This is a genomic window from Mangrovibacillus cuniculi, from assembly GCF_015482585.1.
Classification (GTDB): domain Bacteria; phylum Bacillota; class Bacilli; order Bacillales; family R1DC41; genus Mangrovibacillus; species Mangrovibacillus cuniculi.
This window is the reverse complement of record NZ_CP049742.1, coordinates 2,771,281-2,795,971: the sequence shown is the minus strand read 5'-3', so window position 1 is coordinate 2,795,971 and position 24,691 is coordinate 2,771,281. Positions and strand designations below refer to the sequence as shown.

The following is a 24,691-nucleotide window of genomic DNA, read 5'->3' as shown; positions in this document are numbered from 1 at the left end:
CCATGATACACGACATTTATTTCATCAGGCTAGATAGTTTACTCAGTTAGTATCTGGCAATAAAAAAACGCGCTCATCGGCGCGTTTTTTTAATCGAATTGATAAAGAGGTGTACTTAAATATCTTTCACCGTTACTAGGTATAATTGCTAAGACTTTTTTTCCTTTTCCTAATTCTTTCGCTACTTGTAACGCTGCGTAAATGGCAGCCCCAGATGAAATACCGCCTAGGATACCTTCTTCTTTCGCTGCTTTTCTAGCTGTAGCAAACGCATCTTCATTTGCTACTGTTATAACCCCATCATAAATCTCTTGATTCAAAATACTCGGAACGAAACCAGCTCCAATTCCTTGAATTTTATGAGGTCCAGGATCTCCACCTGATAATACAGGAGAATCCTTAGGTTCAATCGCGTAAATCTGTATGTCAGGATACTTTTCTTTCAAGACTCCTCCAGCACCCGTAATCGTCCCACCAGTACCAATACCAGAAACAAATGCATCTAATTGTTCTCCCATTTGTTCTACAATCTCAGGACCTGTTGTTCTTTCGTGGATAGCTGGGTTTGCTTCGTTCTCAAATTGTTGCGGCATAAAATAACCAGTGTCTTTAGCCAACTCTTCTGCTTTTTTTATTGCACCTTTCATCCCTTCAGGACCAGGAGTTAATACAAGTTCTGCTCCATATGCTCGCAAAAGGTTGCGGCGTTCTAAACTCATTGTTTCTGGCATAACCAGGATGGTACGGTATCCTTTTGCAGCAGCAATCATAGCTAAACCGATACCTGTATTTCCGCTAGTAGGTTCAACAATGGTGTCCCCTTCTTTTAAATGACCAGCTTTTTCAGCTGCTTCAATCATAGAGAGTGCTATACGATCTTTTACACTGCTACCTGGATTCATATATTCTAACTTCAAGTACACTTCTGCATCATTAGGACCTGTTAGTCTGTTTAACTTCACAATAGGTGTTTGACCAACTAATTCTGTAATTGAATTTGCGATACGTACCAATGCACTCACTCCAATTCCGATTAAATTGATAAGGATAGGTAAAAATTATCAATTATCTGTTAATTTGTCAAAATATTTGTTTCTACATCTTATGACATATATGTTGTCCCATATTCGAATCTAAGTTCAGACTTATACCTTAGAATAGAAGAAAACCTAAAATTCCTTTTCTAAATTAATTTAAATGAACGATTATGAGGATATACATCATAAACATATTGCGTAAGAGTGTTAACTTATTACTAGTGACATAAAAAACCAGAAGTTGCACTCACGCCTCTTCTGGTTCTAAACGTTACAGAGCTTCTTCCAACAGCTCTTCTAACTCTTCTTTTATAAACACATATTTCTCGTTACAGAAATGACATTGTGCTTCTGCTTGTCCTTCTGTATCGATAATCTCTTGAATTTCCTCACTACCTAAACTAATAATCGCGTTACCGAAACGTTCCTTTGAACATGTACAACGGAAGGTTACAGGCTGTGTTTCAAGAAACTTTACGTTCTCTTTCCCTAAAATTGTTTCAAGTATTTCTTCCGGCGTTAAACCTCTTTCAATTAATTTCGAAACAGGTTCCATAGTAGAGATATGCTCTTCTATCTTAGAGATCGTCTCATCAGTTGTCCCTGGAAGGACCTGAATAATAAATCCACCAGCAGCCAAAATGCTGTTATCTGGATTTACAAGAACACCTACCCCTACAGATGAAGGTACTTGTTCAGATACAGCGAAATAATAGGTAAAATCATCACCTAATTCTCCTGAAACAATAGGAACTTGCCCAGTAAAGTTATCGCGCAATCCAATATCTTTTACAACAGATAAGTAACCGTTTGTTCCTACGACCCCACGTACATCTAACTTTCCATGTTCATTTAACTCAACATGTGTTAGAGGATGAGTAACATAACCACGAACATGACCATGAGCATCCGCATCTACTATAATGGCTCCAATTGGACCGCCACCCTCTACTTTAACTGTTAATTTATGATCACCTTTTAACATAGATCCCATAATAACTCCAGCTGTCATAGAGCGCCCTAGAGCAGCTGATGCAGTCGGCCATGTATAATGTCGACGTTGAGCTTCTGAAACAGCTTCTGTTGTGCTAGCAGCATACGCACGAATTTGTCCGTCATATGCTAACGCTTTTACAATATAATCTTTCATGTTGTTTACTCCTTTTCCGTCTTATTACGGTTATATATCATACGCAGACCCTTTAACGTCAGTTCTGAATCTACAATATCAATTACGTTTGATTCTTTTGCAATCAAAGAAGATAATCCCCCTGTTGCAATAACTAATGGCTCTTTGTTAGCTTGAGCTTTAATACGTTGGACAATCCCCTCTACTTGTCCTACATACCCAAATAAAATTCCAGCTTGCATTGCGCTAACTGTATTCCTCCCAATGATTTCATCAGGTCTTGTAATTTCAATACGAGGTAATTTGGCAGCCTTAGAGTACAAAGCCTCTGTAGAAATTCCGATTCCCGGAGCAATCGCACCACCCATATATTGTTGTTGTTCATTGATATAACAATATGTTGTTGCTGTACCAAAGTCCACGATAATCAATGGGCTTCCATATTCTTTAATGGCCGCTACTGCATTTACGATACGATCTGCACCAACTTCTTTTGGATTATCGTATTTTATATTTAAACCGGTTTTTATTCCTGGTCCCACAACAAGGGGCTTTATCTTAAAGTATTTTTCACACATTTTTTCTAATGCATACATAATAGGCGGAACAACAGAAGAGATAATCACACCTTCCATTTGGTCAAACCGTAGTCCGACCGTATCAAACAAACTTTTCACAAACATACCAAACTCATCTTCAGATTTATGACGGTCCGTTTCTGCTCGCCAGTGATACATTAATTTTTCCCCTTCGTACACACCAAAAACGATATTTGTGTTACCAACATCTAATACAAAAATCATACCCTTCACCCTCCGAACTAAGTGACAAATCTTAAGCAATCATACCATAAAACATGCCTCTTATGCGCTTTAGTTGCCTACATACAATACATGAGGGGTACGTCGTTACTAGTTATATAACAAAAAAGCTATCCGAAGAAGATAAAATCCGCTTCGGATAGCTTTTGGTTATTACTCTGGACGTTTTGTATCTGTCGTATCTTCTTCTTTCGGAAGATCAGAAGCTGTAGGGCTTTCGTCAACACGATCACCTAATTCTTCTTTTTTAGACTGGATATTTACCTTCACGTCATCAGCTTGTTTATTATTTTCATTGGCACGCTCAATAATTTCTTCTTGAGTAGGAAGACGACCTTTGTCATATAAGAAACGAATTTGCATTGCATCTAACGTTTCCACTTCTAAAAGTGTTTTAGCGACAAGATCCAGTTTCTCACGATTTTCTGTAAGAATTTTACGAGCACGCTCATAGCTATCTTTGATAAATTGTTGAATCTCTTTATCGATTTCATAGGCGATAGCTTCAGAGTAGTTTTGCTCAGAATTAAAGTCTCTACCTAAGAAGACTTGACCACCTTGTGATTGACCAAATTGAAGAGGACCAAGTTTATCACTCATACCGTATTCTGTTACCATTCGGCGAGCGATACTAGTTGCACGCTGGAAGTCATTATGTGCACCAGTTGATACTTCATTAAAAGCAATCTCTTCTGCTACACGTCCACCAAGTAAACCAGTGATCTTGTCTAACAATTCAGGCTTCGTCATAAAGTAACGATCCTCTTTTGGTAGCATTACTGCATACCCACCTGCTTGCCCACGTGGAACGATGGTAACTTTATGTACCATATCCGCTTCATCAAGCACAAGACCAATGATTACGTGACCAGCTTCATGCCATGCAACAATATTACGTTCTTTTTGAGATACAACACGACTCTTTTTAGCTGGACCAGCAATTACACGATCTGTAGCTTCATCGATATCTGCCATATCTACTTTTTTCTTATCTTGACGAGCTGCAACTAATGCGGCTTCGTTCAGTAAGTTTTCTAAATCTGCACCAGAGAAGCCTGGAGTACGCATAGCAATTGTTTTTAAGTCTACTGTTTCATCTAATGGTTTATTACGTGCATGTACACGTAGCACCGCTTCACGACCTTTTACATCAGGACGGTCAACTGTAATTTGACGGTCAAAACGACCTGGACGTAATAAAGCTGGATCAAGAATGTCTGGTCGGTTTGTTGCTGCAATGATAATAATACCTTCATTCGCTCCAAAACCATCCATCTCAACTAGCAATTGGTTAAGTGTTTGTTCACGCTCATCGTGACCTCCACCTAAACCAGCTCCACGCTGACGACCTACTGCGTCAATTTCATCAATGAAGATAATACACGGAGCATTTTTCTTCGCATTTTCAAATAAATCACGAACACGAGAGGCACCGACACCGACAAACATCTCTACGAAGTCCGAACCACTTATAGAGAAGAAAGGAACACCTGCTTCTCCAGCTACAGCACGAGCAAGTAATGTTTTACCAGTCCCCGGAGGTCCTACTAATAGAACACCTTTAGGAATTCGTGCACCAAGTTCCCCGAACTTACGAGGATCTTTAAGGAATTCTACCACTTCAACTAGTTCTGCCTTTTCTTCATCAGCACCAGCAACATCTTTAAAGCGTACTTTTTTCTTCTCTTCACTATACAACTTCGCTTTACTTTTACCGAAGTTCATTACACGGCTACCGCCACCTTGAGCTTGGTTAAGTAGGAAGAAGAATAAAATGAAGATAATGACAAATGGAATGATTCCAGTAAAGAAAGTAACCCAACCACTTGTTTGTTCTGCTTCTTCTACAGTTAAATCGGAAGCACCCGCTGCTTGTTCCACTTTTTCTAACGTGGACGGGCTATTTAAAACATAAGTACGGAACTCTTCACCTTCTTGTGCACCAACTAAAGTTCCAACAACTTCATAGACGCCACCAGAAGGTTGCATAGAGAACTCCTCTACTTCACCTTGTTCTAATTTTGTGACAAACTCACTATACGTAAGATCTTTCGCTGGCTCATTAGTACCACTAAAGTAACTTACAATTCCAATGATAACGAGAAATATTAGTAAATAGAATATGGTATTTCTCAAAATACGATTCATCTCTTACCTCCTCCCACGGGTAAAACAAACTACATTCGATACTACCATAGTAAAAGTATGTATGACAAACGATACACACGCTCTATGGTGCCCGGTTTGTCGTTCATTTTTCTTATCAAATAAAGTCTGTACGTTAGATTATGCTTACTCAGCTGTGTTATATACCTCTGGTTTTAATACTCCGATATACGGAAGGTTACGGTAACGCTCTGCATAGTCTAATCCATACCCTACAACAAATGCATCTGGAACTTTAAACCCAACATAATCTGCTGAGATACTCGCTTTACGTCCAGTCGGTTTATCTAGAAGTGTGACAATTTTAATAGAAGCTGCTTTACGATATTTAAATAGCTCTACTAAATAACTAAGCGTTAACCCACTATCAATAATATCTTCAATAATTAAAACGTGACGACCTTCTACCTTAGTGTCTAAGTCCTTTAGAATCTTCACTTCACCTGAAGATACTGTATTATTACCATAACTTGAAACATCCATAAAATCCATTTCTAAGTATGTATCAATGCGTTTCAATAAATCACCCATAAAAGGCATAGCACCTTTTAATACACCGATTGCTAACGGATTTTTATCTTGGTAATCCTCCGTTAATGTAGCTCCTAGTTCACGAATTGTCGTTTGAAGCTCTTCTTCCGTGATTAAAATCTCTTGAATATCTTGTTTCATAACAATGAAGCCCCCTATACTATTCCTTTAATTCATATACATATGCAACACTTTCTGATAAAGATGCTCTCTCTTCCTGCAACCCGTGTTGGATCCCCGGCACCCATAAAACTGTGTCATCCTGTGTAACCAACAATGGCCATTCATCTCTCTTATGTTGAGGTATTTTTTTATCTATCATTAAGCTCTTTACCTTCTTATGACCTGTAAGACCTTTCACTTGTAATCGATCTCCTGGTCGCCTTGAACGTATATATAGCTTGTCTTCATGTGATAAATAAATTTTTATGAATGAATGAAATGGTACAGGGATACTTGTAGGTGACGTGTTCGTGAGTAGAAAAGAGCGATCATTATTCCACTTTACCACTTGGTCGAAAGGTAGCGATTGCAACTGAGAGTCAGAAGAATTCATTCTGATACCTCTTCTTTTAAATCTCGTATTGTTCGTTTCTTTTCGAGCTGACCAATTCTCCGGGAGATGTATTTCTCCAGACGGATGTGGTTTGTGAATTAACTGTAAAATATTTGCTACATGCTTAGAATGCATGACAAAAGGTTGATCTATGTAAAGATAGTTTAATATTAGTTGAATCACCCTTCTTTGTAAAGGCATAGCCAACTGATAGAATAAGGAATTGTCAAGAACTATTTGATCTGCACTTCTTCGGGTCATGACTTCCAATGATCTCTTCGCTTCTTTTTGAAGATACTCTTCATCTTCCACCGCTTCATTCAATAACCGTTGAACAACTGTATGTATTTGAGGATTCTCTTCTTTTAAAACAGGTGTTACTAAATGCCTGTACTTGTTGCGCTGATAATCGGTACTCTCATTAGAGGAATCTTCACGATAACTCACCCCGCGCAAAGAAGCATAGTCCTTAATTTCATCCTTCCGTACATTTATTAACGGCCTCACTAGGAGATATTCATGAAAAGAGCGTTTCACTGGAATACCGGCATCCGCTAAATTAGTTACCCCTCTTGTTATCTTTTGTAAAAGCGTTTCTAGCTGATCATCCGCATGATGAGCTGTCATTAACACATTACAATTAGTCTTCTTCATTGTTTGATAAAGAAATTCATATCGGTACTTTCTAGCGACCATTTGTGTGGACCCTGGTTCTTCTAGTTTCAATTGTCCTACTGGAATAGATGTTCCATAAAAAGGAATATCGTATTCTCTACATACCTTTTCAACTAATAAATAGTCTTTTTCTGCTTCCACATCGCGTAGTTGATGATTAACATGAGCTACAGAAAGAGTAACACCAAACTGAGTACGATGTTGATAAAAGAAATGTAGGAGCACCATAGAATCGATGCCCCCAGAGACAGCTAGTAAAATGGAATCTTCTGAAGAGAATAAGTTATATTCTTTATTCGTTTTATTTATTTGATGCCAAAGCAAACTCATCACGGTACTCCTTCAATAATAAACTTCCTTCTAACTATATCATGAGTTATTTATTGGAGTAATTCAAAACAAATGTATAAGATGTATACCATGGAGACTAGGAAAACTAACGAAACTGTTTCAAAAAAATGGGTACTTTGAGAAGCAGTTTTAGATTTGGTCAACTGTTGCTTTGGTTTAGGCTTGTTAGTTCTTTGTTTTTGAACTTGTTGTGTCTTTGCAGGTAAATGTAAAAGTGCACTTCTCATTTCTATTGCAGATTGATAGTCGCCTTTTAGTGCTTTGATTAAGATTGGCTCATATGGTAGTAATTCTGGTTGTTTTCGAATAGCTCGGTACAGAACGTCTACTCCGTTTTGATTCGGCACCTTTGTTAAACGTTTTGGATAGTAAGAATTAATCATAATCATTGCCACAGCGAATAAATCATACGCTCGGTCTGCTTTTCTGGAACCCATTCCCCAATACCCTCTATCAAAGAACTCTGTAAACTCTTTAATCGCTCTACCCTGCAAGGTGGTACCACCTACATCGATACACCTTATTCGATACGGAGGTCCTGTTACCAATAAATTTTCCGGTTTAAGATCTCCAAACACCCAACCTTCTTCATGAAGTCGATGTAGATCTTGGAGTAACTGGACTATCAACACAGGAATCCACGAATTCCCTTTTTGCTGAATAAATGACAAGTAATCTGGTCCTTTTACATATTCCATTGTATAAAAAGGCATTGTCTTCCTCGTAGTTACCCAATCATCCACTTCTAATAAAGAAGGTCCAAGGGGAGACCCCTGGACCTTAGAGAACGCTTTTAATACGTTTACCTCTGATGTAACAGATAGGGTTTCATCACTCATCTTTAGGGCTACTTCACCATTAGCGGTAGTAGCTAAATACACAATCCCATTTGCACCATAACCCAGTTCTTTTACTATTGTGTATGATTTCCCACTCCATTTTCCAACTATGGTTGTTCCAACAGCGATATTAAATGGTTTCTTCCAAGTAGGATTCATCGTTTCTACCCAAGAAACCTTTAAGAGATTTTTTCTTCTTGAAGTGCGTTATTGCTGTTCTTAACGCCGGACCTGTTGGAGTCATTCCTCCTGTAGCTAATTTCGGAAAGATACTCGACAAAGATTCGAGCTTTGGTGTCCAATCCAGCAAATTTTCGACATCTTTCTTTTTCCCGGGAAATACAAATACACTAAATTGATTATCTCCCATTCTTGCATTTAAGCTTAGTGACAGGTCCAATAAAGCCTCTTTTACTGTTTCTAGCTTGTGTGTCATGGATGCAGACATATCGACAAGAATCAACACATCAAGTGGTGTCGTTTCACCTAGTTCATCTACAACTTCTAGTACTTCCCCGCGCTTATCGGGTGGTAGCTCTTCCATAGACGAATGATTGCCTAAAATCTGTTTGAGTTGCTTATTTACCACTCCTTGTAGAGTTTGTGTCATTGCTTTTCTCGTTACCATTTGAACGGTTTGAGATAACGCTTCTGCATAAACAACTTGACTTACTCCACCTCCAGACATGGCAATTTGCTCTATTTCACTCATGCTAGTTTGATCGATAACATCTTTCTCCATTATTCCGATGACATTCACCGTTATCCCTTGTTCTTGTGCTAATGCTGACATGGCGATAGGATCTTCACCTTGATTCGAGCAACCATCTGTAATTAAAAGAATTTGCTTAATAGTCATTCGCTTCCCCTCCAATCATGTGTTAGTACCATGATGGACAGGTTTCACTTATTTTAAACTACTAATTATATAAAAAATCTTAATATATCATTCTGTTAAGCCGTCGATCTGACACTCGCCCACTCTGGTGTTCTATGTTGTATTGCAGCGGCAACTACTAGCATATCATCATGCGCCACTTGACTATTACATTTCATTACTTCTTCAATTAGCGACTCTGCAATTTCTTGAGGAGAAAGGTCTGCTCTCTCTTTCAATAATCGTTTCATCCATACATCATAATTTTCAATTCCTGGAGCTCCTTCGTAAACACCATCACTCATCATGACGACAATGTCACCAGCTCTTAATTGCATTGGCATAGAGTCCACTTCAAACTCGTTTAAAATACCCATAGGAATTGAACTAACATTTATCTTTTGAATTTGTTGTCCGCGGATAATAAAGGTTGGAGCACACCCCATTTTCATAAAGTTTGCTTTCGCATCCACAAGATCAATAATCGTTAAATCTAATGTAGAAAAAGAGTCTTCCTTAGAACGTAGGGCTAGTATGGAATTGATACTCTGGATTGCTACTTCTTCTTTAATCCCAGCCCTTAATAATTCTTCTAGTAACCTAATGGCTGTTTGACTGTCTTTAGAAGCTGGTATTCCAGCTCCCATTCCATCCGATAGAGCTAAAGCAACTTTTCCTTGTCCAATATCGAAAGTCGCAGAGGAATCTCCACAAACAAATTGACCATCTTTTGCTACATACACCATTCCACTTTCTACTTCAAACTTTTTATCTGATCTAAACGTCATTCTAACTAAGGAATCTATCGACATCTTCTCATAACGCTCTAATACTAAAGGATCCTCCGTAATACCACTTAGAATTGGTCCAATTGCTTCATGAACTTCTTCGTTATAAATCTTTAACGGTATGAAAATATCAATATCCATATTCCCTTTCTTGTATTGATAGATTTCTACTCTTTCTGCAACTATTCTTTTTCTGTGTAACAAATTTAAAATGCGATCTTCTTGTTCATGGTACTGTTCTTCCTCTTTCTGTAGCTCACTAGAAAAACTTTTAATTATCTTAGCCATACCTTTTAATTGAACAGCTACCATCTCTCTACTTTCATATATGTGTTGTTTCAGTGTTCTCTGCGCTTCATACTCGGGGTATTCTTTATAAAGCAACTGTAGCAAGGTTTCGTTTTTCCTACATTGATTAGTTAATTCGTTTAGTAGGGATCGTTTCACACTCCCCCCGTTTCGTTCCATTTCTAAAATAATTTTCTCTACTATCATGGACGTTGATTGCGCATGAGGGTCTCTACATGCCTTTCCTTGTGAACAATTTATACACGAACGTTCTACTAGAAAACGAGCAAACTTCTTACGATCTTGTACCATTTCCGCTTTAATTTGTTCATACGTACCATAGTCTTGACGAAAACTATTTGACAATAGACGAAATACGGAAGCAAACTGTGCTATCTTCTGTACTGACGTATCTCTTACTTTCTTGACATATTCTCTTTGTTCATGATCATATTCATAAGTCCCTGGAATTTTTCTTGATAAAGTTGTTAACCAGGAATGCGGTGTTAAAATTAATAATAAAAAGGCAATTCCAGTCTGCAGAAACTCCATGGAAATGTAGATGGTTTCTCCGTTCGGCGTGTATAAACAAAAGAATAACGTCGGAACAAACATACCTAGTGCCATCCCAATTCTCTTTAGTTTTCTAAGCATGCCAGCTAATAATCCTGTAAACGCTAAGATTCCTAACCCAGTTACACTAGTTTCCGTTGACAAGCTGATAGCCATTAACGTTACAACACCAGCCGTTGAACCTAAGGCAGGACCAGCTGCTAAAGCAAACAGTACTACCATATAACGAGCTAACGTGTGCTCTACAGAAAACATCTCTGTTGACCACTGTACACATCCTGCCAGAACAGCTCCGAATAATAAAATAACAGATATAACTTCATCTGTGCCCATTTCCTTAATTCTCTTATTAAGAGCCAGAATCGGTATAATCGTCATAAACATTGGAATTAGTACTCCTACTAAAGCAGATTCCATTGTTAAAATAAAGTATGGCTCCATGGTTGTTTCTCCAAAAAGCGTTTGAACCCCAAGCATTGCACCATGCATAACAAACCAAAGTAATGCAGCCGTTACACCAATCCAAACTTCATGAGCTCCCCTTAACATGTGCCTTCCGACGACCATAAATAATGTACTTGTTAATAATAGGATACTAGTTTCTACCCAATTACCTAACAACACTCCGATTGCAAAACCAATCAAGACATGCGGTGCCCTGTCCCATCTAGACATATAGACTGCCGCAAAGAAAGCAAATGCAAAAGGATTCATCTCTTGCATCATAGTTGACTGACTTACACACAGTCCAATTAACGTAAACAATACTCCACGTTCTAATAACACAGACTCAAAGGACTTTTGAATGGATGCAAACCAAGTCTTAGGAAGAAAAGATGACCTTAGGCTGGACGTCGACTGAAGTTCCTCATTTTCTGGAATTGGTTGAAAAAAGTTTCCCACAGTTCTCCACCTCATTTATATTCGATGTTTTTCATTATATATAGGCTATTTCCAAAACTTTGTCGGTTTGTCCCTATATATACCAAAAAGAGTTCGACTTATTACCTAATAGATGGATGCAATGTGACAGTATTCTCTACTTGTAAAGGTAATTGTTGTCGTTTCCCTAAGGATTGATGTCGTCACTCCGCTAATGCCGTCGTTAATTTCATTTTTTATATTTCATCCGATTTAAGTGTATTAGAAACTATGATGTATAAATTTATTTAAAAAAGACATTGACTTTACAACTCGTCCTATGTATTATAGAAAATGTGCTTTTAAGCATTTATGGCGGTGTAGCTCAGCTGGCTAGAGCGTACGGTTCATACCCGTAAGGTCGGGGGTTCGATCCCCTCCGCCGCTACCATATATGTTTAGGCCCGTTGGTCAAGCGGTTAAGACACCGCCCTTTCACGGCGGTAACACGGGTTCGAATCCCGTACGGGTCATTATATTTCACAAAAAAACTTTCGCTAATTAGCGAAAGTTTTTTTGTGTACACATATATCTTTCATAAAATGCAAAAAAAAGCTTAAGAAACATTTGTTTCTTAAGCTTTTTTAGCTAGTGTAATTAGCTTATATCCTGCGCCTTATGAGCAAATCTATATTCATTAGACAGCAAGTTACCCGCGTTTTGCTCCTCTTCCACCACGTTTAGATTCCGTTGAACGTTTTAGTGTTGATAAACGATCTTCGCTATCTTTTAGGAAACGAGCCATTTTTTGTTCAAAGTTCTCCACTGGCTTGCGTCGTTCTTCTTGACGACGAGGACGGTGGTTGGAGTTTGGACGTTGTGGTGGTGGATTATCTTTTGCTTTACGAATAGAAAGACCAATCTTACCGTCTTTCTCTACATTAATAACCTTAACTTCTACCTGATCACCAACTTTTAGGTGTTCGTTAATGTCTTTAACATAGTTATCCGCTACTTCACTAATGTGTACTAAACCAGTTACACCTTCGCCTAACTCAACGAACGCACCGAAATTAGTAATACCTGTAACCTTACCTTGTAACTTGCTGCCTACTTCGATTGACATAAAAAAATTGTTCCTCCTTAAATGATGAAAAAAATCACTCTTACTCTCATTATATCCAACTGAAAAAAAGGGTGTCAACAGACGGACACCCTTTCTGACGTTTTCTTAAAAATTATTCTGTTCCTTTATTACCTTTTTTATCCTCGGGTAGAGAAAATATAATCTCTCCGTCGCCAGAAAAGAAGAATGTGCTTCTAGCTACTTTCGCAATATATTCATCGTCATTTAACTTGACTATTTGATTCTCCAGACTGTTCTGTTCATCTTTTAATTGCTTAAGCTCCTCGTTAACCTGTGCTAATTCTTCTTGTTTTTGCTGAAGTGCATATGTTCGCTCTACTAACATCGAAACAAGAAAGAATGAAACAACCAGTGCTAGTCCACCAAAAACAGTTAGTCTTCGGAACAACTTTTTCTTTTGGAGTTTCTTTACACGTTCCCTTTGTTGTTGGTATTGAATATATTCATTCTTCATTTCTGCTAAACTTGTATTTTTTGATTGACGCAAAGGCAGTCCCTCCTCTCTTACTTCTTCCATTTATTTTTCAGCGCCAGATAGACTTTATACATATATTGGCGATAACGACTCCATAATCCTTTAGCTTTATTATAATAGTTTACGACGAATTTTTTAAGTGATTTCGGCAAAAGAAACCATAAAAACTGGAAAATCCACTTAACTGGCAGTAAAGCGACAAGAATTACCCATTTCAGGATGCCTAAAAGCACCAATACTAATTTCCATAACGTTCTACCCAGCAGTAGAATGATACTAATAATGAAAAGGATGAGCCCTTTGATTGGAGAAAAGACCATTAGATAAATCATTCGTTTTACCCATTTCGCTATAGCGATAGTTAAGGAAATCACTCTCTCTAGAAAATCTGTATACCAATTTTTTAACAACGCTTGGTAGGAAGAAAATCCACAAAGTATAGCTAAAAATAAATATAATCTAATTTCTCCATAGTTCACAACGAATAGAACGTAGAAAACTAATAAAGCTTGCAACAACCAAAACATTATATCATGAAGGAATACTATCCAACGCGCACGGCGAGAACGCTGGATGAATCGCTGATACGTATCTAACAAAATGCCAAAAACACTTCCCATGGCAATCATGGAGAGAAGTGTGGCAAGTTGAACGGGTATCGTCATACTCATTTGAATAACTTACTAAATAGACCCTTAGCTTTATCCCCACCATGCTCATCCACATAAACTAGATCATAGACTTTCCCTTTTATCGAGACAACACCTTTATCTACATCCAGATTTTTCATTTGTAGGTTCTGTCCTCTAATCGATAAAAAGCCCATCACGGTTTCCAATAGAAATTCTTCACTATCAAAGCTCTCAACCTGTTTAACTCCTGTAATCTCAATTACCTTGCGACCTCTCATGGTAACGTCATGCTCAACTGTTTTCCCACCAGTAGAATCCATGTATTGATTCACAGTAAATCCCTCCTATATAGGTACTACTATCTTGTACACTATATGAATGGAGGGACAAGATTAGACCTAGTTCCTTTATTCTTCAAAAACAGGATCTTTTAATCTCTCTTCTTTTACCACTTTATACATTGTTGCCGCTTCCTCTTTCTTAGAGGTTTCTTGTAATCGTTCTACTTGAACAGACATTAAACGCTGGCCAAAGCGAACAGTTAGCTCATCTCCGACTTTTACATTTGTACTAGCTTTTGCTTCTTGACCGTTTACAAGGATACGACCTTGATCTGCAACTTCTTTCGCTAGTGTTCTACGCTTAATTAATCGTGATACTTTTAGGAATTTATCTAGTCTCATAGTATGTCTCCACCTTTCTTTGCATCTTTCCACCAAAGCTCTAATTGAGCAAGGTCTACATCTTCCCATTGTTTCTTGTTTTCCATTAGTTTAGCTTCTACGTATGAAAATCTATGATAAAACTTTTCATTCGTCATACGAAGAGCATCTTCTGGATAGATAGATAATAATCTACCTACATTGACAATAGAAAAAAGAAGATCTCCAAACTCTTTCTCTCTATTTAGTTGATTTCCTGCTTGTAATTCATTTTCAAACTCTAGAAGTTCTTCTTTTACTTTATCAAATGCAAGTTCCGCATTATCCCAATCAAAGCCCACTTTACTCGCTTTCTTTTGATACTTATAGGCTTTCATTAATGCTGGAAAGTTAGCTTCCACATCATCTAATAATTTCTGTGGAGCTTCTCCTCTTTCCTCTGCTTTAATTTGTTGCCATTGTTTCATGACATCCTCCGTACTCTCTGCCTCTTTGTCTCCAAAGACGTGTGGATGACGTCTTATCATTTTTTCATTTAAACTCTCTATAACATCTTCAATAGCGAACATTCCGTCGTCTTCGCCAATTTGAGCATGTAATAACACTTGCAACAGGACATCGCCAAGCTCAGAAATTATATCGTCTATATCATCTCGATCTATAGCATCAAGTAACTCATAACTTTCTTCTATTAGATATTTTTTTAACGATTCATGTGTTTGTTCTTGATCCCATGGACAACCACCCGGTCCTCTTAATGCAGCTATCACTTGTTTTGCCTTAGAGAATTGTCGATAAACAAATTCATTTTCACTTGCTAAAGGAGGAATATAGATACTACGTAGGTTATTCAGTAGCATGTCATGATCTATTTCAAACAATGCTCGGGTATAAACGTTCTCTTCTTCTCCTCCAGCTCCTTCAATAACAGTGATTAGATGATCATCAGGATACCAATTCATTAACGTTAACTTCACATCTGAAAGGACAAATTGATCGTACACTTGTGCGATGAATAAATGCTGTGCTGTATTAATAGAGTCCATTTGCATATTGGTACCATCTAACAAAGCGAATCCTTCAATAGGATCTACTCTAACTGCGGTCAGCATATCGTCTAAAAAGCTTTGCCCACCTTCAATACGTAAGCTACATTCTCCTCTTTTTTCACTTTCGATGAGTAATTGAACCGTCATCTCTGCCACCATTGGATGTCCAGGGACAGCATAGGTTACTTCTTTATTTTTTGATTCTTCTACTAAATTTTTTGCAATAGTTTGATACACATCCAAAAAATTATCAAACCGCTCATAGATATCATCAAAACTTTCATATGTCACGCCATCTTGTTCTAACTCTCTTACAATAGGATGCTCTTTGGTTCGAAGGCGTAACGTAGTTGCACTTGTTAATTTTTTATATAAACGTAGAGATAACTGATCTAATGAGCCAGCTCCTAAACCAATAATGGAAATAGTATTCATGCTATTCCCTCCTTATGAAAATGTTCTTAACTCTTTCCATTCTTGCCATTTAATTGTGCGTGTAATAAAACATAGGAGAACATAGGTAACTCCTCCTGCAAATACTTTAAAGAGACCAAGAACAGTAGCACCTATTCGAGGATTATTGAGCAATAAAAGTTCTTTCCAATTATCTATCATACTAATCACTGCAACCATGCCAATGATCGAGAAACACAATCCTAAAAATTGTCTCATTGTAAATGGTCGAAGCTTTAAAAAGTTGCTACATCTGATCCAGAAAAGTATACCTAACAACCCTAAACTAATAAGTTGCGAATAAACAATTCCATTCATTCCGTAAATAGGAATAAGATAGATATTTAATAAAGCTTTCAGTAGTAGAGCTACGGCAACGTACAAAAGTGATTTATAGAGTGAAGCAATTGTTTGATATAGAGCAATCAATACCATCGTAGTAGAAGCAAATAAAATAGTCCAACTAAACCAACGCAAAGTATCTGTTCCTGCACTATCTTTAAATAACATTATGTTTACATCCGTAGCAGTTACCACTAAACCGACAGATGCGGGTAGGCTCACTAAAATAGACCACCGAATGGCTTGTGAAGCAATGAATTGAGCTTTTTGTATTTTCTTGCCTTTACGTAGGATCATAACAGCAGGAATTAACGCTAACGCTATTGATGAAGATAAGATTAATCCAAATTGTAATAATGGCCATCCTCGGTCATAAATCCCTTTTGCTTCTTTTGCCATTTCAGGAGCAACACCTGCATCTAGAAGTGAAGGTATAACTGTTAGTGCATCGATCAACTGCAGCAAGACAGAAATCATAGCGCCAACTGCAATCCCAGCTCCTTGTAAAAGAAACCGAACCATTCTTCTCGGGTGTATACTAATTCCATGTTCCAGAATTGTTCTCATTACACCTTTTCCTGTTAAAACTAAGAAAGCAAGCCCTATTAGTCCACCTAAAAATGTACCAATATAAGCTCCATATCCAATTTCGTAGGCAGATGCTTGTCTTTCCATTAACCAAACGGTACTTACTAGTATAAGGACTACACGAATTCCTTGTTCAATTACTTGAGAGAGTGCAGTTGGTGTCATCTCGCCTTGAGATTGGTAGACCCCTCTATAAAGCGATACAATAGGAATCAATAAAAAAGAAACGGCTGTTAACTGAATCATTGGTGCTAACTGAAGGTCACCCATCCAATAGGAAATTTGATTAGAAAAACCAAAGATAATAAAAAACGAACTTAAGCTAAACAACGTCATCGCAAGCAATGCTTCTGTTAATCGTTGTTGCTGTAATTTAGCAGGATAGTGATTATTTTCATGAATCCATTTAGAGAGTAATACGGGATATCCATAGGTGTATAACGCTATGGATAATGCAAAGAATGGATACACTTGTTGGTAAACGTAGTAGCCAACATCTCCCACCATATTCTGAAATGGGATCCGATAACTTGCACTTAATACTTTTACGATAAACGCTGCCAAAGTCAGCAATAAAGTCCCTTTAATGAGGGATGGTGCTTTCTGTTGCATGTGCGTGCTCACTTTCCTAAGTATTCAATGGTTAATTATAACACGGAGGAAAATAAAAAGTATTTGAGGAGAAAAAGCAGATGAACCTGTGACGAACTCTTCTTCCGAAACTAAAAAACCCCTTCATAAAAGGGGGCTTTTTCTTATGATTCCATTTGACGAGCTAAGAAACTTGCTGCTGTCTCTACAGCTTTGTGCTCTACTTCTGTAAGAGTGCGATCTTTTGAATAGATAATTACAGAACCGATTGGATCACCGTTGGCCACAATAGGCGCTACTGTATAAGAATTTACTTCTTCCTCTATACCATCTACAAAAGAAGCATTTCCTTTCTTATCATGCAAAACAGATGTACGCTCTTCCATAATCTTTTCTACCGTTGTACTAATACTCTTATTCAATTGTTCTTTCTTAGAACCACCTGCTACTGTAATGACAGTATCTCTATCACAGATTAATACAGGACTTCCTAAACTATCATATAATGCTTCTGCGTATTCTTTCGCGAAGTCACTTAATTCGCTAATAGGAGAATATTTCTTTAAGATAACTTCTCCTTCGCGATCTACGAAAATCTCTAAAGGGTCCCCTTCACGAATACGAAGAGTACGTCTAATTTCTTTCGGTATAACAACTCGTCCTAAATCATCAATACGTCTTACAATACCAGTTGCTTTCATCTTTGTTGCCTCACTTTCGCCAGATGTATTTCTTGATTTTTAAAAGGATTTCCTTTGTTGCCATTAGTATTGTTTATATGGGAAGTTCTATGCATAACAACAGATGATTTCTTTTATTGGTAGTATTTTCTTCTTAAACTGGTTCTACTTCTTTTTTCGTGTCAGGTAACAGTTTAACTAGCTGATATAGTCGGTCAAACCACGGTTCCTTTTGATTTCTCTTTAAGTAGATGGAAAGTTTCATTTGTTGTCCTTCCATTCCTAACCCTACATCTCTACCTAGATTACTGGTTAACTCAAAGACTTTAGAACCATCCACTTCTTTTGACCCTTCTTCTGACATGAAAATATGAATCGCTTCTCGGTCTTGCTTAATCTTCTCTAGCTTTGCAAATCGACCATAAATTCTAATTTCCGATACACGGAATAAATCAGCAACCTCTTGTGGATAGTCGCCAAAACGATCTAGTAACTCATCTTTTAAGTCTTGAAGGTCCTGGATTGTTTCTAAGCCTCTAAAACGCTTATACATATTAATTTTAGCAGCGCTATCTGAGATATACGTATCTGGGATGTACGCATCTACTTGGATATCTAGTTCTAGATTAGATTTCTCCTCTTCTTTCACACCATTGCCACGCTTTGTTTCAATTGCTTCCTGTAACATTTGAGAGTATAGGTCAAATCCTACAGAATCAATAAATCCATGTTGTTGTGCGCCAAGTAAATTCCCTGCACCTCGTATAGATAAATCACGCATTGCGATCTTAAATCCAGATCCTAGCTCTGTGAATTCCTTAATCGCTTGTAATCGTTTTTCTGCTACTTCATTTAAAACTTTATCTTTTTGATACGTGAAATACGCATATGCGACGCGACTTGACCTACCAACTCGACCTCTTAATTGATACAACTGTGATAGACCCATACGATCTGCTTGATGAACAATCATTGTATTTACGTTAGGAATATCGACTCCAGTTTCAATAATAGTTGTTGTTACCAACACATCATATTCACCTTCTAAGAAACTCAAAATCACTGCTTCTAGTTCTTGTTCGGTCATTTGTCCATGAGCATACGTTACTCTTGCATCAGGTACTAACATAGATATTTCTTCTGCTTTCCTTGCTATATCTTCTACCCGGTTATATAAAAAGTAAACTTGCCCATCACGAGCAAGCTCTCGCTCGATAGCTTCTTTCACCATTGCACCGTTGTATTCCATTACGTACGTCTGTACTGGAAATCGATTTTCCGGAGGCGTCTCAATAACAGACAAGTCACGAACTCCAAGCATTGACATATGAAGCGTTCTAGGTATTGGGGTAGCTGTTAACGTTAATACATCGATATTCGTCTTTAATTGTTTAATTTTTTCCTTATGCGTTACGCCAAAACGTTGCTCTTCATCTATGATTAACAATCCTAAATCTTTATACTTAATCTCTTTTGATAGCAATCGATGGGTCCCTACAACTACGTCTACTGTACCTTCACTAAGACCTTTCATCGTCTCTTGTTGTTCTTTTCGCGTTCTAAAACGACTTAAAACACCCACATTTACAGGGAAACCTTGAAAACGCTCTTTCATTGTTTCATAATGCTGCTGTGCCAGGATGGTTGTTGGAACTAAGAATGCTACTTGTTTTCCATCAGCAATCGCTTTAAAAACGGCTCTTATAGCTACTTCTGTTTTGCCATATCCAACATCTCCACAGAGTAATCGATCCATTGGTCGTTCTCGTTCCATATCATATTTAATCTCTTGGATGGAACGTTCTTGGTCTTCTGTCTCCTGATAAGGGAACGAAGATTCAAATTCTCTTTGCATCTCTCCATCTGGAGAAAATGCGTACCCTCTAGCTGCTTCTCGTTCTGCATATAACTTAATTAGATCATCCGCAATATCTTGAACAGATTTCTCTACTTTATTTTTTACACGCTTCCAATCAGATCCACCAAGTTTATAGATCTTAGGCTCTTTTCCTTCAGAACCTACATACTTTTGAACTAAGTCAATTTGTTCTACTGGTACATACAATTTATCATCACCAGAATAACGTAGATGAAGATAATCTTTATGAACACCATTAATCTCTAGCGTCTCAATACCTAAGTAACGACCAATACCATGGTTTACGTGTACGATGTAGTCACCATTTTTTAATTCTGAGTAACTTTTAATTCGTTCGGCATTAGACATTTTTTGTCTACGAGGAGCTTTTTTTGCTCGTTTAAATACCAATTCTTCTTCCGTAATAACGGCTAATTTCAAAGCTGGAATTTCAAATCCTGTTTGAAGTTGACCTTGAAGTATTTGAACAACACCTTCATGAAATTCAGATCCGCCCTGTATAGCAACGTCTACTTCAATATCATCTAGTAAATCTTTTATCTTTTTCTTTCTGCTTTCATCAGGGGCAAAGAACAACACCGTATACTTAGCTTTCTTCCACCTTTTGATTTCTGTCGCTAAGAGTTCTGATTGACCATGGAAGTGCTGCATTTGCTTACACGAGATATTAACAATGTTTTGTGGGCTAGTGTGCGCTACTTTTCGTAAAAATAATGATAAATATATTCTCGTCAAATCATGATCAACTAACAACGAAGCAAGACTATGTGCTAATGGAATGTCATGAAGAATCTTACCTTCCTCCATTAAACTCGTATACCATTCCGCTTCTTCTTTTTCAAATTTTTCAGCTGTCTCATAGATTCGGCTAAGTTCGTCTAAAACGACTATGCTATCCTCAGGGAAGTAATCTAGTAAACTAGTTTTCCCTTCATAAGCTAGGGCTGCATACTTCATTAACTGAGAAGAAGTTTGACCTTCTTTTAATTGTTCTATCTCATATGTTACGGATTGGGATAGTGCTTCTTTTACTTCTGGAATACTTGTCTTTTTGAGACTCTTAGACAAAGCCTTCTGTAATTCTACTTGTAATCGGTCACGTTCAGCTGAAGTAATTGGCATCTCTGTTGCAGGACCTATTGTTAATTGATCAATCTTATGTAAAGAGCGTTGATCTTCTAATGAAAAACTTCTTATGGAATCTACTTCCGTATCAAATAAATCTAAACGAACAGGATTATCTTCTGTAGGAGGATACACGTCAATAATTCCACCACGTACACTAAATTCACCCGGTTGATCAACTTGTTGAACTCTTTCATACCCCATGTCTACAAGAGAAAGAAGGAATTGTGATACATCAAGGTCTTGCCCTACATTTACTGTTCTATATAATTTGGACCACAACTCAACTGGAGGTAATATCCTTCTCATACCCGCATGGGGAACAATATAGATACCTTTAATACCAGTTGCTAAATGCTGGAGTGTTGTTAAACGTTCTGCGCGCAGTTCAGGACTAGCTATACTAATTTCAGAAGCAATTACTTCATCAGCAGGATATAAAAATACTTTCTCTTCCCCGAACATTCCAAGTAGATCTTCTTGTAACTTTTGAGCCTGTAATAAATTATGTGTCACCACTACCATACTTTTTTTCTTTTCCGTATAGGTAGTGGCAATGAACGCTGCTCTTGCAGATCCAGATAAACCAGCAACGAGTTGCTCATTTAACCCTTCATCTATCCCATCCATAATCGATTGAACGTCGACATGATTTACTAACATTTTATATAGATGTTGCAAACTAGCCCCCCACTTTCCTTCGGTTAAATATAAATAGAAAAACGCTTTGGAGGCATGCCCCACAAAGCTTATAAAATGGTCATTGAATCATATTAGTTACTGTGTGTAAATCTGGAGATAATTGAAGACTCTTTTCACAATCTTCACAGATCGCTTTTACAAATATATCCCCATTCTCTTTATATTCTAAAAGTTCTTCTCGTTCATCTATTGAAAGAGTGTTCCAACCTAATTTAACGGAATCTACTTTCTCTTCTAACGTACCCATATGAACATGACAATGTCTACATACGTAATGAATCATGCCTCTTGTCCCTCCTTAGCCGGTCTAACACTTTAATAACTAGTATAAACACGGTACTTAGGAGCTATACGTTACCTTAATTATATTCATTCATTACTTGGAGAAATGCCTGTTTTGTCCAAGATTCACATGCATCTGCACAAGTTTTAATTACCTGCTCCATCTCTGCCCACTCTTCTTTTGAAAATTTACCTAATACATAATTTGGTACGCTCATACCATTTTTAGGTCTGTCCACACCAATTCGTATTCGGTTAAACTCCTGTGTTCCTAAATGTGCAATTGTTGACTTAATTCCATTATGTCCACCGGCACTACCTTTTTGTCTTAATCTTATCTTACCAACTGGTAAATCTAGATCATCATATAAGACGACCAAGTCTTCTGTTTCTATATTGAAATAGTCCATAAATGGCCTAATACACTCACCCGATAAATTCATGTACGTTAAAGGTTTAAGAAAGTACACCTTCTCCCCGTTTATTACAGTAGAACTGTATACACCTTTAAACTTCATTTGTTGTAATGGGGCATTCCATCTTCTTGCTAATTCATCTATTACTTCAAAACCAATATTATGCCTTGTACGATCATACTGACTTCCTACGTTACCTAAGCCTACTATTAACTTCATTTTTCGTTCACTCCATTTAAAACACATACTTATCCTTCATTGTATCTTTTTTAACGAACAAACACTAGTTTAAGCGAAGAATCTATCCTGTAAAAAAGACTGTTGAGAAACTCAACAGTCTTTTTTTTCATTATTCTTACTTACATTTTATATCTTACTCTTCTTTTGCACCATCTTCATCAGCTACACTATCATCTTCCCCTTCGGATTGCTTTTCGCCAGAATCGATGACCTCTTCTTGTTGCGGAGGAAGAATAGATGCTACTGTTGTTTCTGTATCAATATTCAATGTGACTCCATTTGGCACAGAAATGTCGCTTATCGCAATACTATCACCAATCTCTAAGTTTGTTACGTCTACTTCAATAACTTGAGGCACAGAACCCGCTTTGGCAGTTACAGAAACTTCATGTAGTGGCTGTTGAAGGACTCCACCTTCCTTCACCCCTTTTGATTCTCCTATTAAATCAATACGAACATCTGCTTGGATCTCAGAGTTCTTGTTAACTGCTAAGAAATCCGCATGGACAATTTCCTCTTTTAATGGGTTTGTTTGATAGTCTGTTAATACTGCATTTACTGATTTACCATCAATCGATAGAGAGATAATTCCGTTTCGTCCCACTTCTCTTATTAGTTTAATAAATTCCGCTTCGTTAACAGCGATTGCAGTGTTAGTAGTATTATTTCCATATACTACAGCTGGGAATGATCCAGCTTCTCGAATTTTTCGTAAATCAGATCTTTTAAAATTTGTACGAGTTTCCGCTTGTAATGTTGTCATAAATATCCACTCTCCTAATCAGATCACTTTTTAATCGTTATCTACTTAGAAAATTCCCCAATTAGCTATAAAATAAACAAAATGCCGAAAAATAGATATTCAGACCTATATACAAATCAACTCTTTTGCATATCGTAAATTCCGGCTACAAAGGCTATAACCTACTTAAACAAAAAGAAACGAACCCCAAAGATGAGGTTCGCTCCTTTCAAGTGTCTTATATAAATAACGTACTCACAGACTGATCTTCATGAACGCGGATAATTGCTTCACCGATTAATGGAGCAACAGAACGTTCTACAATTTTATTACCTTTTTTCTCTTCTGCTAAAAGAATCGAGTTGGTTACAACTAATTCTTCAATTGATGAGTTATTGATACGTTCAATTGCAGGACCAGATAATACTGGATGCGTACAGCAAGCGTATACTGCTTTTGCTCCATTTTCAATTAAAGCATTAGCAGCTAAAGTAATGGTTCCTGCTGTATCAATGATATCGTCAATCAAAATGGCCGTTCTTCCTTCGACGTGACCTACGATGTTCATTACTTCTGCTACATTTGGTTTTGGACGACGCTTATCAATAATAGCAATTGGGGCTTTTAGTCTTTCTGCCATTTTACGCGCACGCGTCACTCCACCATGGTCAGGAGATACAATAACAATATCTTCTAGTCCTTTTTCTTCAAAGTAATCAGCTAAAATAGGAACACCCATTAAGTGATCAATAGGAATATCGAAGAACCCTTGAATTTGAGGAGCATGTAAATCTAGCGTAATTACACGAGTAGCTCCAGCAGTTTCAATTAGGTTTGCTGCTAATTTTGCTGTGATTGGCTCACGAGCACGCGCTTTACGGTCTTGACGTGCATAACCATAGTAAGGAATTACGATATTGATAGTAGCTGCGGATGCACGTTTCAACGCATCAATCATAATCAGAAGCTCCATTAAATGCTCGTTTACTGGAGAACTTGTGGATTGAATAATATAAACATCACACCCACGGATACTTTCATCAATATTAATTTGGATTTCTCCATCGCTAAATCTTGTTACAGAACATTTACCTAGCTCTACGCCAATAACCTTTGCAATTTCTTCAGCAAGTGGACGGTTAGAATTAAGAGAAAATACTTTCAGATTTGGATCAAGATATTGATTAGACATAG

22 protein-coding genes and 2 tRNA genes are annotated in these 24,691 nt (G+C 37.5%); 2 read left to right on the top strand and 22 right to left on the bottom strand.

Translation table 11 applies throughout. The features are described 5' to 3' along the window. Positions 1-89 precede the first annotated feature (89 nt). From cysK to spoIIE, 9 genes are all read right to left on the bottom strand, one after another. Positions 90-1,013 (bottom strand): cysteine synthase A, encoded by a 924-nt coding sequence (gene cysK, locus G8O30_RS14085; protein ID WP_239672677.1) that lies wholly within the window; start codon positions 1,011-1,013, stop codon positions 90-92. A gap of 295 nt (positions 1,014-1,308) precedes the next feature. Further along, positions 1,309-2,187 (bottom strand): Hsp33 family molecular chaperone HslO, encoded by an 879-nt coding sequence (gene hslO, locus G8O30_RS14080; protein WP_239672676.1) that lies wholly within the window; start codon positions 2,185-2,187, stop codon positions 1,309-1,311. Between the two features lie 5 nt (positions 2,188-2,192). Then, positions 2,193-2,969, bottom strand: coding sequence for a type III pantothenate kinase (locus G8O30_RS14075; protein WP_239672675.1), 777 nt, complete (start codon positions 2,967-2,969; stop codon positions 2,193-2,195). A 171-nt stretch (positions 2,970-3,140) separates the two neighbouring features. Further along, a complete protein-coding gene (gene ftsH / locus G8O30_RS14070) occupies positions 3,141-5,135 on the bottom strand; it encodes an ATP-dependent zinc metalloprotease FtsH (RefSeq protein ID WP_239672674.1) in 1,995 nt (664 codons plus the stop codon). A 144-nt stretch (positions 5,136-5,279) separates the two neighbouring features. After that, positions 5,280-5,825, bottom strand: a complete 546-nt coding sequence (hpt, locus tag G8O30_RS14065) for a hypoxanthine phosphoribosyltransferase (protein ID WP_239672673.1) — start codon at positions 5,823-5,825, stop codon at positions 5,280-5,282. Between the two features lie 19 nt (positions 5,826-5,844). Further along, positions 5,845-7,245, bottom strand: a complete 1,401-nt coding sequence (tilS, locus tag G8O30_RS14060; protein WP_239672672.1) for a tRNA lysidine(34) synthetase TilS — start codon at positions 7,243-7,245, stop codon at positions 5,845-5,847. 50 nt (positions 7,246-7,295) lie between these two features. Beyond that, positions 7,296-8,264, bottom strand: coding sequence for a serine/threonine protein kinase (locus G8O30_RS14055; protein ID WP_239672671.1), 969 nt, complete (start codon positions 8,262-8,264; stop codon positions 7,296-7,298). Further along, positions 8,236-8,964 carry a vWA domain-containing protein gene (locus tag G8O30_RS14050; protein ID WP_239672670.1) on the bottom strand — a complete coding sequence of 243 codons (729 nt, stop codon included), beginning with the start codon at positions 8,962-8,964 and terminating at the stop codon, positions 8,236-8,238. Before G8O30_RS14050 ends, G8O30_RS14055 begins: the two co-directional genes overlap by 29 nt. A gap of 95 nt (positions 8,965-9,059) precedes the next feature. Beyond that, entirely contained in the window at positions 9,060-11,534 is a 2,475-nt protein-coding gene (spoIIE, locus tag G8O30_RS14045; RefSeq protein ID WP_239672669.1) for a stage II sporulation protein E, read from the bottom strand. 332 nt (positions 11,535-11,866) lie between these two features. Between spoIIE and G8O30_RS14040 the strand changes: the two genes are divergently transcribed. Together G8O30_RS14040 and G8O30_RS14035 are read left to right on the top strand one after the other, a co-directional pair. Next, positions 11,867-11,943, top strand: a tRNA-Met gene (locus G8O30_RS14040). A gap of 10 nt (positions 11,944-11,953) precedes the next feature. Beyond that, positions 11,954-12,025: transfer RNA gene (locus G8O30_RS14035), tRNA-Glu, on the top strand. Between the two features lie 176 nt (positions 12,026-12,201). Here the strand turns inward: G8O30_RS14035 and G8O30_RS14030 are convergent. The 13 genes from G8O30_RS14030 to G8O30_RS13970 form a co-directional block, all read right to left on the bottom strand. Next, positions 12,202-12,618, bottom strand: coding sequence for a S1 domain-containing RNA-binding protein (locus tag G8O30_RS14030; protein ID WP_239672668.1), 417 nt, complete (start codon positions 12,616-12,618; stop codon positions 12,202-12,204). 112 nt (positions 12,619-12,730) lie between these two features. After that, positions 12,731-13,126 carry an FtsB family cell division protein gene (locus G8O30_RS14025; protein ID WP_239672667.1) on the bottom strand — a complete coding sequence of 132 codons (396 nt, stop codon included), beginning with the start codon at positions 13,124-13,126 and terminating at the stop codon, positions 12,731-12,733. A 17-nt stretch (positions 13,127-13,143) separates the two neighbouring features. Continuing rightward, the gene (gene yabQ, locus G8O30_RS14020; protein ID WP_239672666.1) at positions 13,144-13,785 is read right to left on the bottom strand and encodes a spore cortex biosynthesis protein YabQ; all 642 of its coding nucleotides are present in this window, start codon (positions 13,783-13,785) and stop codon (positions 13,144-13,146) included. Beyond that, positions 13,782-14,066: a sporulation protein YabP gene (gene yabP / locus G8O30_RS14015; protein WP_239674569.1), complete on the bottom strand. Its 285-nt coding sequence runs from the start codon at positions 14,064-14,066 to the stop codon at positions 13,782-13,784. Before yabP ends, yabQ begins: the two co-directional genes overlap by 4 nt. An 87-nt stretch (positions 14,067-14,153) precedes the next feature. Beyond that, positions 14,154-14,429, bottom strand: a complete 276-nt coding sequence (locus G8O30_RS14010) for an RNA-binding S4 domain-containing protein (RefSeq protein ID WP_239672665.1) — start codon at positions 14,427-14,429, stop codon at positions 14,154-14,156. Next, entirely contained in the window at positions 14,426-15,892 is a 1,467-nt protein-coding gene (yabN, locus tag G8O30_RS14005; RefSeq protein ID WP_239672664.1) for a bifunctional methyltransferase/pyrophosphohydrolase YabN, read from the bottom strand. The genes G8O30_RS14010 and yabN overlap by 4 nt, the downstream gene beginning before the upstream one ends. Before the next feature lie 12 nt (positions 15,893-15,904). Next, complete coding sequence (locus G8O30_RS14000; RefSeq protein ID WP_239672663.1) at positions 15,905-17,452, bottom strand: polysaccharide biosynthesis protein; 1,548 nt, start codon at positions 17,450-17,452, stop codon at positions 15,905-15,907. A gap of 143 nt (positions 17,453-17,595) precedes the next feature. Further along, the gene (gene spoVT / locus G8O30_RS13995) at positions 17,596-18,132 is read right to left on the bottom strand and encodes a stage V sporulation protein T (RefSeq protein ID WP_239672662.1); all 537 of its coding nucleotides are present in this window, start codon (positions 18,130-18,132) and stop codon (positions 17,596-17,598) included. A 133-nt stretch (positions 18,133-18,265) separates the two neighbouring features. Then, entirely contained in the window at positions 18,266-21,796 is a 3,531-nt protein-coding gene (gene mfd, locus G8O30_RS13990; protein ID WP_420844576.1) for a transcription-repair coupling factor, read from the bottom strand. 79 nt (positions 21,797-21,875) lie between these two features. Beyond that, positions 21,876-22,100: an anti-sigma-F factor Fin gene (locus tag G8O30_RS13985; RefSeq protein WP_239672661.1), complete on the bottom strand. Its 225-nt coding sequence runs from the start codon at positions 22,098-22,100 to the stop codon at positions 21,876-21,878. Between the two features lie 76 nt (positions 22,101-22,176). Beyond that, positions 22,177-22,734 carry an aminoacyl-tRNA hydrolase gene (gene pth, locus G8O30_RS13980; RefSeq protein WP_239672660.1) on the bottom strand — a complete coding sequence of 186 codons (558 nt, stop codon included), beginning with the start codon at positions 22,732-22,734 and terminating at the stop codon, positions 22,177-22,179. Positions 22,735-22,888: 154 nt separating this feature from the next. Further along, entirely contained in the window at positions 22,889-23,518 is a 630-nt protein-coding gene (locus G8O30_RS13975) for a 50S ribosomal protein L25/general stress protein Ctc (RefSeq protein WP_239672659.1), read from the bottom strand. A 217-nt stretch (positions 23,519-23,735) separates the two neighbouring features. Further along, positions 23,736-24,689, bottom strand: coding sequence for a ribose-phosphate diphosphokinase (locus tag G8O30_RS13970; RefSeq protein WP_239672658.1), 954 nt, complete (start codon positions 24,687-24,689; stop codon positions 23,736-23,738). Positions 24,690-24,691 lie beyond the last annotated feature (2 nt).

Excerpts from the sequence above, each read along its gene's own strand:
- yabN (WP_239672664.1), bottom strand. The coding sequence starts at position 15,892 with ATGAATACTATTTCCATTATTGGTTTAGGAGCTGGCTCATTAGATCAG.
- hslO (WP_239672676.1), bottom strand. The coding sequence starts at position 2,187 with ATGAAAGATTATATTGTAAAAGCGTTAGCATATGACGGACAAATTCGT.
- G8O30_RS13970 (WP_239672658.1), bottom strand. The coding sequence starts at position 24,689 with ATGTCTAATCAATATCTTGATCCAAATCTGAAAGTATTTTCTCTTAAT.
- ftsH (WP_239672674.1), bottom strand. The coding sequence starts at position 5,135 with ATGAATCGTATTTTGAGAAATACCATATTCTATTTACTAATATTTCTC.
- pth (WP_239672660.1), bottom strand. The coding sequence starts at position 22,734 with ATGAAGTTAATAGTAGGCTTAGGTAACGTAGGAAGTCAGTATGATCGT.
- G8O30_RS14075 (WP_239672675.1), bottom strand. The coding sequence starts at position 2,969 with ATGATTTTTGTATTAGATGTTGGTAACACAAATATCGTTTTTGGTGTG.
- G8O30_RS14030 (WP_239672668.1), bottom strand. The coding sequence starts at position 12,618 with ATGTCAATCGAAGTAGGCAGCAAGTTACAAGGTAAGGTTACAGGTATT.
- G8O30_RS14055 (WP_239672671.1), bottom strand. The coding sequence starts at position 8,264 with ATGAATCCTACTTGGAAGAAACCATTTAATATCGCTGTTGGAACAACC.
- G8O30_RS13975 (WP_239672659.1), bottom strand. The coding sequence starts at position 23,518 with ATGACAACATTACAAGCGGAAACTCGTACAAATTTTAAAAGATCTGAT.
- yabQ (WP_239672666.1), bottom strand. The coding sequence starts at position 13,785 with ATGAGTATGACGATACCCGTTCAACTTGCCACACTTCTCTCCATGATT.
- hpt (WP_239672673.1), bottom strand. The coding sequence starts at position 5,825 with ATGAAACAAGATATTCAAGAGATTTTAATCACGGAAGAAGAGCTTCAA.
- G8O30_RS14000 (WP_239672663.1), bottom strand. The coding sequence starts at position 17,452 with ATGCAACAGAAAGCACCATCCCTCATTAAAGGGACTTTATTGCTGACT.
- spoVT (WP_239672662.1), bottom strand. The coding sequence starts at position 18,132 with ATGAAAGCAACTGGTATTGTAAGACGTATTGATGATTTAGGACGAGTT.
- G8O30_RS14010 (WP_239672665.1), bottom strand. The coding sequence starts at position 14,429 with ATGAGACTAGATAAATTCCTAAAAGTATCACGATTAATTAAGCGTAGA.
- G8O30_RS14050 (WP_239672670.1), bottom strand. The coding sequence starts at position 8,964 with ATGACTATTAAGCAAATTCTTTTAATTACAGATGGTTGCTCGAATCAA.
- G8O30_RS13985 (WP_239672661.1), bottom strand. The coding sequence starts at position 22,100 with ATGATTCATTACGTATGTAGACATTGTCATGTTCATATGGGTACGTTA.
- yabP (WP_239674569.1), bottom strand. The coding sequence starts at position 14,066 with ATGGATTCTACTGGTGGGAAAACAGTTGAGCATGACGTTACCATGAGA.
- tilS (WP_239672672.1), bottom strand. The coding sequence starts at position 7,245 with ATGAGTTTGCTTTGGCATCAAATAAATAAAACGAATAAAGAATATAAC.